We start from the raw sequence: 15,330 nt of genomic DNA, 5'->3' as shown, positions 1-15,330 counted from the left end.
ACATAAACGTGCAAGGATCCATCACATCTTGTCGGTCACGGCCGTTGATGTCGCGCCTTCAGGCTCCTTGGTGATGACCGGATCGGAACCACCGGCCAGTAAGGATTTCACGGTGCGGTCGTAAGCGGCCATGTCGAGTTTGCCGTCAGAGCCGTCTACCAGCTTGACGATCTCGCCAACCATGCGAACCTGATGTTTTTCGGTCTGAGCGCCGGTGGCATCGTTTTCCAGAACGATTTCCGCTGCTTCTTCAGGGTTTTCCGCTGCATAAGCCCAACCCTTCATGGATGCACGCACGAACCGCGCCAGCTTGTCGACCATCGCCGGATCTTCCAGGCTTTCTTCCAGCACGTAGAGACCGTCTTCAAGTGTCGCAACACCCTGGTCTTCATACTTGAAAACCACCAGCTCTTCCTCCGGAATGCCGGCGTCAATGACCTGCCAGTATTCGTTGTAGGTCATCGTGGAGATGCAGTCCGCCTGTTTCTGCAGGATCGGATCCACGTTGAAGCCCTGCTTGAGAACAGTCACGCCCGCATCACCGCCTTCTGTCGGAATTCCGAGCTGGCTCATCCAGGACAGGAACGGATATTCATTTCCGAAGAACCATACGCCGAGCGTCTTGCCCTTGAAGTCGTCTGGAGAGGTAATGCCGGTGTCTTTGCGACAGGTCAGCATCATGCCCGACTTCTTGAACGGCTGCGCGATGTTGACAAGCGGCACACCCTTTTCACGGGAAGCCAACGCAGACGGCATCCAGTCGATGATCACATCGGCGCCGCCACCGGCGATCACCTGGGGTGGCGCAATGTCCGGACCACCGGGCTTGATGGTAACGTCGAGGTCTTCCTCTTCATAAAATCCTTTGTCCTTGGCCACATAGTAGCCGGCAAACTGGCCCTGGGTGACCCACTTCAATTGCAATGTCAGTTCATCTGCTGCCTGAGCGGCGCCGGACACCAAACCCATGCCAAGTGCAGATACAAGCGCGAGACTTTTTATTGTCTTCATTGCCATTCCCCTATTGGTTATGGACCCTGCCCATCGGCTGAGTCCTTCTCTGGAGTTTCAAACCTTTCCGCAGCAATACACCGGGCGGTCCCACCCACACCGATCATGTGCTGCAATCCGGTCAGCGCGTGAATGAACGGGCATTTTGCCTTCTGAACATCCGAGACTGACCAAATGGTCAAGAAAATCTAGAAAGGTGCTGCCTCACCGGTCAAGGTTATTTTTTCATCAAGCCCCGATTTCGGGCAATTTTACACGTATGAAACGATGCGCGCTGTGATTGCCAGTCCTCAAGCACGCATGAAAAACGGTCAAACAGCAGACCGGAACAAGGATTGCTTCGCTGTCATATCCGGCATCCTGCTGGCCATAACCGTTCCGTCAGGTTTTCGCCGTGGCGTCCAAAACGCCAGGCGCGGCATGCAAAAGCGCGACGATCCTGTCGAGCAGATCCTTGCGCTCATTACTGCCGTCAGCCGAGTAGTTGAGGTTTTTGAAGAGCGAAGTCTGTTCCGTGAAGAACTTGCGCACGGCGTCCTTGTCCTCAAAAGCAAAGTCGGTCCTGGCAATCCTGTAGACCAGATCGAATGTTTCCTGCTGGCGTGCCAGGGGCGCGGACACGTCAACATCATCGAACGCATCCTGCTGCAGGTAAACCATATCGAGAAAGAGCGCCTTCTGCTGAAGGACGAAATCCTCTGTCGAGACCCCTTCTTCGCCCGTCACCTGCATCATGCGGGTGATCTCGTCACCCTTTCGGAGAAGTTCGATCATCTCCTCGACCCGCGGCACCCAGTCGGGGCCGATGTTGTTCTGATACCAGTCGCCAAGCTGACTGTGGTAGCGCGACCAGGACAACAAGGGATCGACCGCAGGATAAAACCGCTTGTAGGCCCGCTCGGAAGAAAGCCCGAGGAACGTCTTGACGGTCCCGAGCGTGGACTGCGTTACCGGCTCTTCGAAATTGCCGCCGGCCGGAGACACCGTGCCAATCATGGTAAGGCTGCCGGTCTCGCCACCAGCCGTCCGCAGGACACCGGCGCGCTCGTAGACGCCTTTGATGGCCGAATCGAGATAAGCGGGGAATGCCTCTTCGCCCGGAATTTCCTCAAGACGGCCTGAGGTTTCACGCATTGCCTGCGCCCAACGGGACGTACTGTCGGCGATCAGCAGAACGTCATAACCCATCTGACGGTAGTATTCGCCAAGCGTGATGCCCGTGTAGATCGAAGCCTCGCGCGCAGCGACCGGCATTGAGGAGGTATTGCAGATGATCACCGTCCGGTCCATCAGCGTGCCATCTCCGGAAGGGTCCGGCTGGTGCGGGAACTCCGTGATCGTTTCGACCACCTCACCGGCCCGCTCGCCACATGCAACGACAATCACGATGTTCACTGCGGAAAAGCGCGAGATCAGGGATTGCAGGACCGTCTTTCCGGCACCGAACGGTCCAGGGATACAGCCCATGCCCCCCCGGGCAATGGGAAAGAACGTATCGATCAGGCGCAGCGTGGTGATCAGGGGTTCGCTGGGGTAAAGCCGCTCGCTTTGACCTGCCTTGACGAGACCTTCGGGAAGGGCGCGCCTTACGGGCCAATGCTGAACCATCGTCAGATCGCGGGTTTCGCCGCGATCGTTCTTCAGCGTGATCACGACTTCGCTGATGGTGAAGGTGCCTTCCCGAACCCTTTCGACGGACCAGCTTCCCGTCATGGAGAACGGCGCCATCACCTTGTGTTCGAAACGCCCTTCCGGCACCGTGCCGAGCGTGTCTCCCGCCTTGACGGGATCCCCTGCCTTGACCTTCGGCTCGAACGCCCATTTGCGGGTTTCATCCAGGACATTGGTCAAGACACCCCGGGGCAGAAAGAACCCGTGCTCAGCGGCAATTTCGGCGAGCGGGTTCTGAAGGCCGTCGAATACGGTGCTGAGCAGGCCGGGCCCAAGAGCAACAGACAGCATTTCACCGCTCTGGATAACCTTGTCGCCCACGCGCACGCCGGCAGTGCTTTCAAACACCTGCGCCTCGGCCGACTTGCCGCGCACGCGCAGGACCTCGGCCTTCAGATATTCCCTCGGCTTGCCCTCGCGCTCGGGTCCGTGTGGAATGATATAGACCACTTCGTTCTTGATGAGAGGCGCGTTTTCCAGCGGCGCAAGCGTGACCAGATCGTCCTGGACTGCAATGATCTCGGCAGTCGGTTCCGGAAGCTGAACATGGCTTGTCATGAAGAGATTCCCTCGAGCGGTGGTGAAGTGGTTGAGAGAAGGTCTGCGTTGGTCCGAGCCTTTTCTGCAGACGAACCTTCAAGCGCTGCCGTCACCAGAGTTTCGAGACGGTTACGCGCATCGGTTTCGTTGTAGCGCGACCAGCGCTCGACAATGACCCAGCGCAAGACATAGATGGCGACCGCCTCGAAATCGAATTCGTGAAGGGCGCCATAGTGATCGAGCTGACGGAACACCTGCGTGAGCGACAGCCGCTCCATGGCAATATGGTCGCCAGACTGCATCAGGCGATATGCTTCCGCGATCCATGGCATGAAATGCCCGAGCCCAAAGGCCGGATCGCTCCAATTCGCCTTGATTTGCGCGCACCAACGGCCATAGCCCCATAGCGCAATGTCTCCGGCGGCTTCCTGACCGTCCCGCCGCCTGCGCAGGGCTGCGATCAGTGTTCTGGTCTCCATGCGCGTTCCAACCAGGTGCTGCAGATCCGGGTAGTCCTTCAAGTCGTCCATGACCTGTTTCGCGCGACGGATAACCTCCAGATCCTGATCATATTTGGCTACACCGGCCCATGCAGTGATTTCCACCAGTTCGCGCAGGAGCTTTCTGTGGTCCGTTTCCAGCATCGACAAGCGTTGCCTTAACCGGAATTCGGAAATTGGAACCTCCTTGCGGGTGAACAATTCACCCAGATACGGAAGGCTGGTCACCAGTGCGATATATTGGTGCGGTGCGGACATGGTTACCGGAGAACCCCTTCCATCACCGCACGCAAACGTGGCTGAAGATGACGCTTCAGCAAGCTTGCGATTGCTTCTTCGGTGAGATCGATGGAGACATTCCTGTCGGTGAGCTTGACCTTGATGCCGTCAAAACCGGGAGCGGTGGAGAAGGTCACACCCTCACGCAGTGCCTCGCCCGCGAGCGCGATGACGAAGTGGGTCAGTGTGCCCGGCTCAACCGCCTCAGGCGACTGCTTCAGTTCCTCGAAGGTTACGACCTTTTCGGGCAGGATGATTTCCATCGGCTCCGTGTCGCTGACAGATGCGTTGTCCTTGGCGTTGGCCGCCATCGCCAGAATGAGCTTTTGCAGATATTGCTGGTCGTCGAGCGTCGTGCCCACAAGCCGGCCTGCTTCCTGCTGGATCCGGTCGCCGAGTTCATTTCTGAGGCTGAGAACCAGGTCCCGAGCGGCCACCTTCAATCCGTCTTCGGTGGCCGCCTTTTCCTTTGCCGCTTCTGCCCGTGCCTCATTGAGCATGGCATCCGCTTTCTTCTGGGCTTCATTTACGATGTCCTCGGCCTTTGCCTTGGCCTTCGCAAGGATTTCGTCACCCTCGTTTTGACCGGCCGACACGCCCTCCGATTTCAAACGTTCGATCAATGCCTGGACGCCCGCACCGGCGGCATTTTCAAGATCGGTCACCTCTTTGTCCCTGGACATGTCCGTCTCCTAGCTCGGGATAGAGCCGGCCAGCACCAGCGCAAAGACAAGGGCGAAAACCGAAAACCCCTCAAGCACTGCCGCCGGGGCGAGCGAGATCCCGAAAATCTCAGGCTTTGCCTTGGACGCATGGATCGCCGACGCAAGCACTTCGCCCTGGCGGATCCCGGTGACAAGCATCGTGAATCCGGACAGAACGCCTATGCCGAAGAGCGCCGCCCCGTTCGCCGCATCCACACTTGATTGCTGCAGCGAGAACATGATCACGATGCCGTAGATCACCTGAGAAGAGGGCATGAGCGATACGCCGATGAAACGGCCGTAACCGCCGTCACTGTCCAACATGGCGCCAATGGCGGCGCTGCCGCCAAGCGCGCACCCCCAGGCACTGCCGATCGCCCCGAGGGCAACCGGCGCGTACAGCCCGAACCAGCCGAGAGCCACAACGAATTCGTTCACAGGCGTGTCTCCTCTTTCTTGAACGGACGGAAAGGCTTGCCTTCGTCCTTCAAACCCCAATTGAAAAACTCAATGACATTCAGACGCAGTCCATGAACACAGCCGGCGATCAGACCGAGCCCTATGTTGATCGCATGGCCAATGGCAAGCACGAGGATCGCAATCAGAATGCCGATCCCCGGAACCGCGTGGTTTAGCTGTCCGGACAGCGAGTTGATGGTCTCCGCCAGAGAAGCAGCTGCAAGCCCCAGGGCAAACAGGCGCATGTAGCTTAAAACGTCGGAGAAGATGTTGACGATGCGCGCGAGCGCCGCCAGGCCGTCGAACACACGCAGCCCGCCGGACGAGACGGAATCAACTTGCCGGTCGCTGCCGAAAAAGCCAACTAGAAGCAATCCCCCAACGACCGACACCGGTCCGCTGGTCGCAAAAAGCGTACCCTGGCCCAGAAACGTCGCAAGCCCGCCAAGAGCGACCATGCACCAGCCGAACGGCTGAAACCGGGCGCTCGGTGTCTTCGCGTTGAGCGCACGCATGATATTTGCCAGAACGATATGAACCACGCCGATTGTCAGCGTGATCTTCATCATGGCGTCGACGTTTTTCAGATCGAGAACCTTGAGGTGCGCCAGAAAGCTGCCCTGCGGCGGGGCGATGCCAAAGTAGCTGCCTGTCGCAACGCCAAAAGCCGTTGTCGAGATCATCAGCCAGGTCGACATGCGCAGCATGCGGACTCCGAGCTCAGAACCGGCAAATCGCTTCCGGAAGAGGAACAGGACGAGCAACAGCAGAAGCCCGTAACCGGCATCGGTCATGATCATCCCGAAAAAGATGATGAATGACACATAGACGATCGCCGACGGGTCCCAGTCCCGATAACCGGGCGTCTGGTAGAACTCAACAAGGTCTTCGCCACCTTCCATGGAAGGCATGTTCTGAAGAAGCGTCGGAGGTCTGTCCTTGTCCGAGACCTCTTCGAACAAAACCGCTACTCCGAGCCCGCCGGCAAGATCCTCTATCCCGGAAATCTGGTCCTGGCGCGCCCAGGCCTGCAACACGAAGACGCGTTCACTGTCTGCCGTTTCAAGGCCGGCCCGCTGCCGGGCCGAGCGGTCTCGTGCCGCGGCAAGGTTCTGTCCCAGAACGTAACGCCACTTCGTGAGAGACTGCCGCTCCAGTTCAAGGTCTTCAAGTTCTATCGCGGCTTGTTCATGACGCTGCCGGAGTTGCGAAAGCGACAATGCTCCCACGTGAACGCGCGGAACGGGCATGGCATCGGACGGCGGTTCGTCAGGCGACAGCACGACCACATAGGCCCGATACCTGTCTCGGTGCACGACTTCCATAACCTTGCCGGCAGGGTCGATCAGGTCGATTTTTCCTGTCGGTACAACGTAAAACCACAATCGGTTGTCGCCGATTTCGGCAAGATCGGAAAAGCTGAACTCACCCCAGGGTTCGACATCCCGTATCCGGCGCTCCAGCTGTACAAGGCGGTCCTGGCAGACCTTCAATGACTTGCGATTGTGAAGCGCCTGAGACACGACGCCTTCCAGATCGAAGTCGTCTGAAACAGTCACAGGCCGTCGCTGCACCGGGCCCTCCACAAGCCAACGCAAAGCCTCCACTGCTTCGCGCCCCAGGCCTTCCGGCACCGCCTCCAATTCCTTTTGCGCAGAACTGAGCGGTATCAGATGAAGAGAGCCGAATGTCTGTGCGGCCTCCAGCACCTTGTCCTTGTCATCCAGGATGCCGATCAAATTGACCTTGACGAGCGGAACGATGGTCATAAGTCGGCCATCCTTTCCTCCGCTGCGCGCGCCGCCGTCTTCCGCTTGGAAATCTTTGCGCGCACCACCGCGTCACGCTCGGCGTCTGCCAGCGCCATGCGGATCTTCTTGATGTTCTGCGCCGCTCTTGGGATAAGCACCTTCTCGAACAAATTGACCCGCCGCGAGATGACGGCCTCAGCCTCGACAAGCTTTGCAATCCTTTCGCGGGCGACCTCGCGTTCCAGATTGAGACGCAGCAGGTCCCGCATCCCTTCTACGTAGGGGTCGACCCAGTGCGGTCGTGCGAGCAGCGAATAGGGTTCCGTTTCAACTTCAATATCTTCCAGAACAGGCAAGATCGTTCCGGAGAGGTTCTGCTCGCCCCTGACTGCCGCCTTCAGTCTCACCAAACCCTCAAGCGGGACATGCGTGTTGGCGATCATTGGCAAGGTCGCTGCAAGATCCTTGAAGCGCTGCTCATAGTCCTTTTCAAGACGTGCGAGCGTTTCCTTGGCCTTTGCCCGTTCCGCCATGATTTGCAGCCGCTTCAGTTCAAGCGACGGCAAGAAGCGTTTGTACTCGGCAAGCTGTGTGCTTTCCCTTGCAAGCGACGATTTGTTGAGTGCCAGTTTTGCCATCAGGCAACAGCCTCTTCAGCATCGTTCGAGGCTGGTTTTTTGCCCTTCGGAAAATACTTGTCGATCAGTCCCTGTTTCATCAAAAGCTGCTCAGGCTCGAAACATTCGGCCAGTGTCTGCCAGCAAAGGTCCAATGCATCTTCGAGCGGCCGGGACACTTCGATATCCATGAAACGCTCGCGGAACAGCGCGCCGAATTTCAGGAGCTGGCGATCATAATCGGAGAGTTCAAACGCCATAGACTGCTTCTGCTCGGCATCGCGTGCACCGGAATAGAACCGGATCATGGTGTTCATGATCTGGTTGTGATCCTCCCGGGTGACCTTGCCGATCACATGCTGTTTGAGCCGCGACAACGAGCCAAAGGGGTCGATGACCCCGCTGTGAAGGTAGAACTGGCCTTCGGTTATGTAGCCGGTGTTATCCGGCACCGGATGGGTGACATCATTCCCGGGCATGGTTGTGACCGTCAGGATCGTTACCGACCCCGAGCCCTTGAAGTCGCAAGCTTTTTCATACCTTCGTGCGAGCTGCGAATAGAGATCTCCCGGATAGCCGCGGTTTGCCGGAACCCGCTCCATGGCAATGGACACTTCCTTCATGGCGTCTGCGAAAGCTGTCATGTCCGTGAGAAGAACCAGGACCCGCTTTCCTTCTTCAACCGCGAATCTCTCTGCGACGGCTAGCGCCATGTCGGGGACTTGCAGCCGCTCGACGACCGGATCAGAGGCCTGGTTGATGAACATGACCGTCCGGGGGAATACACCTGCGTCTTCAAACTGCTTCCGGAAGAACGCATAATCGTCGAAAATCAGGCCGAGACCACCGAAGACCACGATGTCCGCATCCGCCTGAATACCGATGCGCGCCAGAAACGGGTTGTAGGGTTCACCCGAGACCGAGAAGATCGGGATTTTCTGGCTCTCCACGAGGCAATTGAAAATGTCGATCATCGGCACGTCGGTGCGGATCATCCGCGATGCCAAAACCCGTTTCATTGGATTGGCAGACGGTCCGCCGATCGGAACGGTCGGATCACTCGACAGATCCGGCCCCTGATCGATCGGGTGTCCGGCACCGTCAAAGACCCGCCCCAGGATATTGTCTGAATAAGTTACTTTTGCAGGCTCACCCAGGAAACGAACGGCGGCATTGTTTGCAAGTCCCTTGGTCCCTGAGTTGACCTGAAGGGAGACCATGTCCTTGTCGATATTGATGACCTGCGCCAGCGAAGTGCCGCCGTCTCCTGCCTCGACCACCGCAAGGTCCCCGAGGCAGGGCCGACCTTCAGACTCCGATTTCGACGCAGAGACCTGGATCCGAATGATATCACCGACAATATCGACAATGCGGGTATGGGAGACGAGCATTTTTGCCCCTTGGAATGAAACCGAGCCTTTTTCCAATACACCGGGCGAAACCGGCAGACCGCGCGCGCCTGACGTATCCGGTGCTATCTTAAGCGGGTTTTTCGACCAGACACAACCAGTGCATGAAGCACCAGAGGTCACCCCTCTCAACCGGATCGAAGTTAATGGACGAATGATAACGCGCGTATGACCTGGATCATTTTTGCCACGACCCTTTCATCATTTGAGCGGCGTCGCGTCGCGATGACCAATCCGTATTGTCACCAGGGGCGTCTGAGCCAGGCTACGCAGGAATGGTGCGGGAGCCTCCATGCGTTGCAATCGGCAGCAGTTTTTACTCAGCCACAGAGACACTCGAACACGGTAAGAAGTAACCGTAATCAGTTTGAAACAGCAAAAAAAGCTTCAAAAAATACAACCATGCCCACAATTATTGGTTATATCTTCCCATACGTAAATTTTTACATTGAACAATGCACTCATTAACCACAATCCATCATTTAACTGGGCATTTTGTACAATTTTCTATTTATTTTTTGCTGCGTTGATGTTTTGTTAACTTAACAATTCAAATTCCAAACAGTTTTATGCACTAACTTAGACACTTTCTTGGTTTTTGCTATTGGTGCGTGTGGAGGGCAATTTGACGGACCATGTGACTGATCACTCTCTTGAACTCACGCCACCGCCAAATTCAGCTGACCGTACTGCATCCAGCTCCCGTCCAGACAAGACCCGACCCGCTTCCGGTTCGCCAGAAGCGCCGAAACCGGTGGTGCGGAGCGATCTTGGAACGATCCTGCTTCATTGGACGCTTGTGGTTGCAATCGTCACCAGCCTGGTAACCGGCCTGAGGTTGTCAGCGGATGCGGAAGAATCGTGGTTCGCCAAGCTCTTCGAACCGATTTTGCCACAAGGTGAAATCTGGACCTGGCACTACCTGTCTGCAGTATTCGTTCTGGCCCTGATTTTCGCCTACGCAGCCTATATGTCCGCCGCTCGGCTGAAACGACGCGTGTCCTCGAAAAAAATCGTGGTCCTGTCACTGCCAGCAAGCAACAAGCTGCGCATCGCCGCAGTCAATGTCATTGCCTACTGGATCCTGTTCGCTGCGGTCCTTGTTCTGACTGCAACCGGTGTTCTGCTCTATCTTGGGCATGGCGGCCTTTGGGTGACGGTTCACTATGTGTCAGCGCTCACTGTTCTGGGCTACATCGTTGCGCACGTTGTTCTGCACTACTTCTACGGCGGGCTTGCCCAATTGCTCCGGCTGTTCCGGCCCCAGCCGCTTCGCCAGTTCCCGGGAATGGGAAAGTACCCGCTCGCAAAGTCGGCCGCACTCGGGGCCGTTGTCATCGCGGGTGCTCTCCTGCTGGATTTCGGCACGCGTGACGATCTGGTCGTGTCTCAGGCCTCTGCTCTTCCCAAACTGGACGGCGTTCTTGACGATGCCGCCTGGCAGGATGCACGTCCTGTCTTCGTGCGGACCAATCAGGGTGCCGGTTTGAGCGGCACGGGAGAGTCGATCGTTGAGGTTCGTGCAGCACAGGTCGGCGACAAGATCGCCTTCGCATTCCGTTGGGACGACAGCAACCGCTCCTTGAAACGCCATCCGCTCGTGAAATCCGAAGACGGTTGGCGGATGCTCAACAACCGGGCCGACATTTCCGACGAGACCGCGTACTACGAGGACAAGTTTTCCGTCGCATTTTCCAAAACGGATGCATTTGGCGGCGGTGACTCGACCCATATGGGCCCGAAACCTCTGGGTGACAAACCGCCCTCCCTGCACGGGCGCGGGCTTCACTACACGACAGACGGCAGCCTTATCGACGTCTGGCAATGGAAAGCCGCCCGCGGGGGCATGTTGGGCAAGGTGGACGATATGTGGTTTGGCACGCCTTTGGAGCCGAGCGAGGCACAGGTTGCCGGAACCAAGCGTTACAGCGCCGGATACGGCGCTGACGAAGGCAAATCCTTCTATGTCTACAACTACAAGAAACAGCCGGGATCGGATTACGGCGGAACCGTCGACGTCCTTCGCCTTCCTGCGGACCATATCAAAACGGCGGGACTGATGGGGAACCTCGATATGTCTATCGAGGCAACTGACGACGAGGGCTCCCAATGGTGGATGTTCGACAATGAGAGCGTTCCCTATTCCGCCGAGAAAGACAGCGAGATTCCTGTGGGCACTGTCATTCCAGGCGTCCTGATCACCGGCGAATATCTCGGCAGCCGCGCCGATCTGAACGGCGGTGCGAAGTGGCAGGACGGTTATTGGACGCTTGAAGTCGTTCGGGACATGGATACCGGAAATCATCAGGATCTGCCGATGGAGGATGGTCTTTTCGTGTGGGTGTCCGTCTTCGACCACAATCAGACCCGCCACACGCGTCACTCACGTCCCGTTCGACTGACAATCAATTGACAATGCAACGCACCATCACGGACAAAAACAATGTCGAAGAGCACCTGCACGGTTACGATCAACGGTAAGAAAATAAAGGCAAATGTTGGCGACACACTCATAGATGCGGGGCTTGGCGGAAGACTGGTCTTGCCGCACGACTGCTGTTCGGGCCAATGCGAAACCTGCAGAGTGCGTGTGCTCAACGGTCATGTCGACGCGCTCGGCACGGGTGAAAAGAGCACTGTGCTTGGCTGCCTCGCGGTGCTCGAGGGGGACGCGGAAATCTCCTATGACCCGGTTCCAATCGTGAAAACCCTGAAGGGCTCGGTGGAGGGTATCCGGAAAATCAAAGACGATTATCTGGAGATCCGCATTCGAACCGCCAAGCCCGTCACGTGGCTGCCTGGACAGTATCTTCGCGCCACGTTCAGCGGGTTTCCCGCCCGGGACTACAGCCCCACAACGCCGCTCAATCTCGATGCTGAGCAGGATGTGATCGTCTTCCACATCAAGGTCTATCCGAACAGTATTGTGTCCTCGAAACTCGGGTCTGACATTGGAATAGGTCACCCCGTGAAACTACGCGGTCCCTTCGGAAACGGTTTTTTGCGCAGGCAGAGCGAGCCCATCGTCCTCACGTCGACCGGAACCGGCTTTGCTCCCATATGGTCAATCGCGGTCGCAGCCATCCTGGGTCAGCCGGACCGTCCGATCAGACTTATCGTCGGCTCAAGGACACGGGATGGTCTTTACATGCGGGATGCCGTTCGCTGGCTTCAAACCCGTGGCGTCCCTATCACATTGACGGCAAGCGACGGCGACGACGATACGGTGATGACCGCGCGCCCCTGTGAACTTCTCGGCGAGCTGACATCCGATCATGTGATCTATTCGGCCGGAGCGCCTTCACATGTGGAAGCGACGCGGGAAATTGCGCGTCAGGCCGGCGCCACGTTCTACGCGGATCCATTCTATGTAGCTGAAGAGACTTCGGGATTGAAAAGCCTCGCCACCAGCCTCATTCGCAAGGCAAAAACACCTTTCGTGACTGCCGCAGCGCGGTGAGAGCGGACTGCCGGACGTTAGAGGCCCAAGACTATTGCGCAGCTGCCGTTAGTGGCGGCTGACAATCGAAGAGCAGCTCGTCCAATTGGGACACCGGCATTGGATGCCCGAGGAAATACCCTTGCGCGTCGGTGCAACCGATGTCTTTGAGCATCTCCAGCAGGAGTTCAGTCTCGACGCCCTCGGCCGTGGTTGTCATATCGAGGTTTTTCGCGAGATCTATCACAGCCTTGACGATCGACACGGATTCGTCCGAATAGGCCATTGACCGGACGAATGACTGATCGATCTTGATTTTGTCGAACGGGAAACGGCGCAAGTAACTCAGCGATGAGTACCCCGTTCCGAAATCGTCCATGGATATCTTGACCCCCAGCGTTTTGGCCTGGTGCAAGGCATCGAGGATCTCTTCCGATTCTATGAGCAGGACGCTCTCCGTCACCTCCAGCTCGAGCCGGTCCGCCCTGAAGTCCGATTTGGAAAGCGCACCGATGAGGACCGGTCCAAAGCCATGACCGCGCAGCTGGCGCGGCGAGAGATTGACGGCAACCCGCAAATGATCCGGCCATTCAGAGGCCCTGCGGCAGGCCTCGTTCAAGACCCATTCGCCGAGTGGAACGATCAGGCCAGTATCCTCAGCAAGCGGGATGAACTCCATGGGCGGAACCATGCCACGCTTGGGGTGGTTCCAGCGTACAAGCGCTTCAAATCCGGTGATTGCGTTGTTTGCGAGCGAATACTGCGGTTGGAAATAAAGCTCCAGTTCGTCGTTCGCGATTGCGTGGCGCAGATCCGTGATCAGTTCACGACGCTCATTGACCGCGGTTCCCATGTCGGACTCAAAGAACCGATGCGTGTTGCGTCCGTCTTCCTTGGCCTGATAGAGCGCAAGGTCAGCCTGTTTGAAGAGCTCATCGCCGGCGACATCGGCCCCATGCGACAGGGTGATGCCGACACTCACGCCGATGACGATTTCGTGGTCTGCAATCTGGAAAGGTTTGGACAATTCCCAAATAACCGATTGCGCCAGTTCATCGACCGCATAGACGCTCACCGGAAGATCCGTCAGGATCGCGAACTCGTCGCCACCCAAGCGGACGACCAGTTCTCTCTCGCTGATCAGGTCCTTCAGCCGCTCGGCGACCTGGCGCAACAGTTCGTCGCCGATCGGATGACCAAGGGAGTCGTTGACCGTTTTGAACTCGTCGAGATCAAGGCACAAAATGCCAAATTCGCCGCCCTGCGATTTCTGCCGCTTCAGCAGAGCTTCCAGCTGATCCCGGAACTCTATCCGATTGGGCAACTGGGTCAGCATGTCGTGCCGCGCAAGGAATGCAAGGCGGTCGCGCGCTTCCTGCCGTTCGGTGATGTCCTCGGAGATCGCAACCCAACCGCCATCACAAAGCGGCTGACGGGTCGTCAGAACGATCCTGCCCGAACGGATCCTGACCATTTCAGTGCTTTGCTGACCGCCTTTCGTCCGTGCGAAAGGCAGGTTGGTCTCTTTGGTGACCGGTACATCGGTTTCCACCAGTTCGACATCGAGCACGTCCGCAATGTCGGCCGAGGACATGCCGGGGCGTATCGTCTCTTCGCTGAGTTCGAACAACTCGGCGTACCGCTGGTTGGAAACGATGAGCCTGCCCCTCGAGTCGAACATGCAAAGTCCGTGGGACATGTTGTTCAAGGCGGCATCAAACAGAACATTTTGCTCCCGCAGCTTCGCTTCCTGGGACCTTAAGATAGTGTTCTTTTCGTGCACCCTTACCCGGAGGGCGTCGCGTTCCTTGACCGACCTTTGCAGCGACACGACGGATCTGGCGATGTCGCCAACTTCATCGAGACGCTCCGTGCCCACGACCCGGTTTTCGAAATCGCCGGCAGCAATGCCCGACAGAACTCTTGTGATCTTTGTCAAGGGACGCGTGATCTGCCGTGAAAGCAGAAAAGCAACGGCTGCAAAAGCGGCAAGGGCAAGCAAGCCGAAGAGAAACAGCCGCTTCAGCAATTTGGATTCTTCTTCTGTACCGATCCTTGTAAGCTCGCTCTGCGTTTCCGTGAGCTGTTCAATCGGCAGGAGCGCGCATATCGACATGGGAGCAATCGGCATCCCGCATTTGATCACGTGACGGCCTCCAGCGGTGATATGGCGCGCATCGGCAGAAGCCTCGATGTCTTTGATGGATCCACTGAAACTGGCTCTGGAGATGATCTCATTGTTGTGGACGACCACCAGGCCGAATGAGTTGATGTCCGCCAGGTCGGTCAGCATGGGCTCATGCTCCCGCAGCCAGCGTTGCGCCAGCAAGCCTCCGACCACATAGCCGAAATCATCGAAGACAGGCACGAACATGACCTGTGAAAGGGCGTTCACGTTTTTACCGGGAACAAAAACCCGCGACTCTTCCTTTGTCAGAATACGGTTAAAGATCAGAGGTTTATCTGGCATGCTGTCACGCAATGAACGCGTGATGTCTTCATGAAACCCAAGTTTCGGGAGCTCGGACCCAAGCGCAACGATGTCCGTGTCATAGGAGGAAGATCCAACGATGCGCCCCCGATCGTCCAGAACGACAATTCCATCGATATCGTCCAGCGCGGCGAATGGTCCAAGCAACTCGGACATAGCGACATTGTTTCGTGACTCGATCGCTTTTGTGATATTCGGGTCTGCCGCAATTGCACTCACCCGCCTGACACGGTCCTCGAACAGAAACTCGAGCCGCTTTCCGGCCAGCTTCACGTCTGCATTCAGCGTCTCCAGAACTCTGGACTGCGACAACTGAAGCAACTCGCTCTGCTGCCGCGCCATGCTGTCTTCCAACTGATACGCGACCAGTCCGATCAAACCTGCAAAGGCACACAGCGCTGTGAAAACAGCGCCGTATGTATAATGCCAGAGAAGGGATGAGTGACGTATCATTTGGTC

The 15,330-nt window shown here is 57.1% G+C and carries 11 protein-coding genes; 2 read left to right on the top strand and 9 right to left on the bottom strand.

Features of this window, described 5'->3' with window-relative positions; translation table 11 throughout:
* Nucleotides 1–21: 21 nt before the first annotated feature.
* The 8 genes from ABVF61_RS11800 to ABVF61_RS11765 all read right to left on the bottom strand — a co-directional run bounded on the left by ABVF61_RS11800 (nucleotide 22) and on the right by ABVF61_RS11765 (nucleotide 8,923).
* Nucleotides 22–1,011: an ABC transporter substrate-binding protein gene (locus tag ABVF61_RS11800; RefSeq protein ID WP_353993756.1), complete on the bottom strand. Its 990-nt coding sequence runs from the start codon at nucleotides 1,009–1,011 to the stop codon at nucleotides 22–24.
* A gap of 381 nt (nucleotides 1,012–1,392) precedes the next feature.
* A complete protein-coding gene (locus ABVF61_RS11795) occupies nucleotides 1,393–3,240 on the bottom strand; it encodes a V-type ATP synthase subunit A (protein WP_353993755.1) in 1,848 nt (615 codons plus the stop codon).
* Nucleotides 3,237–3,980 (bottom strand): hypothetical protein, encoded by a 744-nt coding sequence (locus ABVF61_RS11790; RefSeq protein WP_353993754.1) that lies wholly within the window; start codon nucleotides 3,978–3,980, stop codon nucleotides 3,237–3,239. Before ABVF61_RS11790 ends, ABVF61_RS11795 begins: the two co-directional genes overlap by 4 nt.
* 2 nt (nucleotides 3,981–3,982) lie before the next feature.
* Entirely contained in the window at nucleotides 3,983–4,684 is a 702-nt protein-coding gene (locus tag ABVF61_RS11785) for a hypothetical protein (protein ID WP_353993753.1), read from the bottom strand.
* Between the two features lie 9 nt (nucleotides 4,685–4,693).
* Complete coding sequence (locus ABVF61_RS11780; protein ID WP_299483593.1) at nucleotides 4,694–5,143, bottom strand: ATP synthase subunit C; 450 nt, start codon at nucleotides 5,141–5,143, stop codon at nucleotides 4,694–4,696.
* Nucleotides 5,140–6,933: a V-type ATP synthase subunit I gene (locus ABVF61_RS11775; RefSeq protein ID WP_353993752.1), complete on the bottom strand. Its 1,794-nt coding sequence runs from the start codon at nucleotides 6,931–6,933 to the stop codon at nucleotides 5,140–5,142. The genes ABVF61_RS11780 and ABVF61_RS11775 overlap by 4 nt, the downstream gene beginning before the upstream one ends.
* Nucleotides 6,930–7,553, bottom strand: a complete 624-nt coding sequence (locus ABVF61_RS11770) for a V-type ATP synthase subunit D (RefSeq protein WP_353993751.1) — start codon at nucleotides 7,551–7,553, stop codon at nucleotides 6,930–6,932. Before ABVF61_RS11770 ends, ABVF61_RS11775 begins: the two co-directional genes overlap by 4 nt.
* Nucleotides 7,553–8,923: a V-type ATP synthase subunit B gene (locus tag ABVF61_RS11765; RefSeq protein WP_353993750.1), complete on the bottom strand. Its 1,371-nt coding sequence runs from the start codon at nucleotides 8,921–8,923 to the stop codon at nucleotides 7,553–7,555. The genes ABVF61_RS11770 and ABVF61_RS11765 overlap by 1 nt, the downstream gene beginning before the upstream one ends.
* Before the next feature lie 643 nt (nucleotides 8,924–9,566).
* Between ABVF61_RS11765 and ABVF61_RS11760 the strand changes: the two genes are divergently transcribed.
* Together ABVF61_RS11760 and ABVF61_RS11755 are read left to right on the top strand one after the other, a co-directional pair.
* Nucleotides 9,567–11,354 carry an ethylbenzene dehydrogenase-related protein gene (locus ABVF61_RS11760; protein WP_353993749.1) on the top strand — a complete coding sequence of 596 codons (1,788 nt, stop codon included), beginning with the start codon at nucleotides 9,567–9,569 and terminating at the stop codon, nucleotides 11,352–11,354.
* A 30-nt stretch (nucleotides 11,355–11,384) separates the two neighbouring features.
* Entirely contained in the window at nucleotides 11,385–12,401 is a 1,017-nt protein-coding gene (locus tag ABVF61_RS11755) for a 2Fe-2S iron-sulfur cluster-binding protein (protein WP_353993748.1), read from the top strand.
* Nucleotides 12,402–12,432: 31 nt separating this feature from the next.
* On the opposite strand, the gene ABVF61_RS11750 is transcribed toward ABVF61_RS11755, so the two are convergent.
* On the bottom strand, nucleotides 12,433–15,324 hold the full coding sequence (locus ABVF61_RS11750) for a bifunctional diguanylate cyclase/phosphodiesterase (RefSeq protein ID WP_353993747.1): 2,892 nt from the start codon (nucleotides 15,322–15,324) through the stop codon (nucleotides 12,433–12,435).
* Nucleotides 15,325–15,330: the final 6 nt, after the last annotated feature.

The sequence above is a fragment of the Roseibium sp. HPY-6 genome (assembly GCF_040530035.1).
GTDB lineage: Bacteria > Pseudomonadota > Alphaproteobacteria > Rhizobiales > Stappiaceae > Roseibium.
Note: the sequence above shows the minus strand (reverse complement) of the source record. Positions and strands in the feature narration are given on the sequence as shown.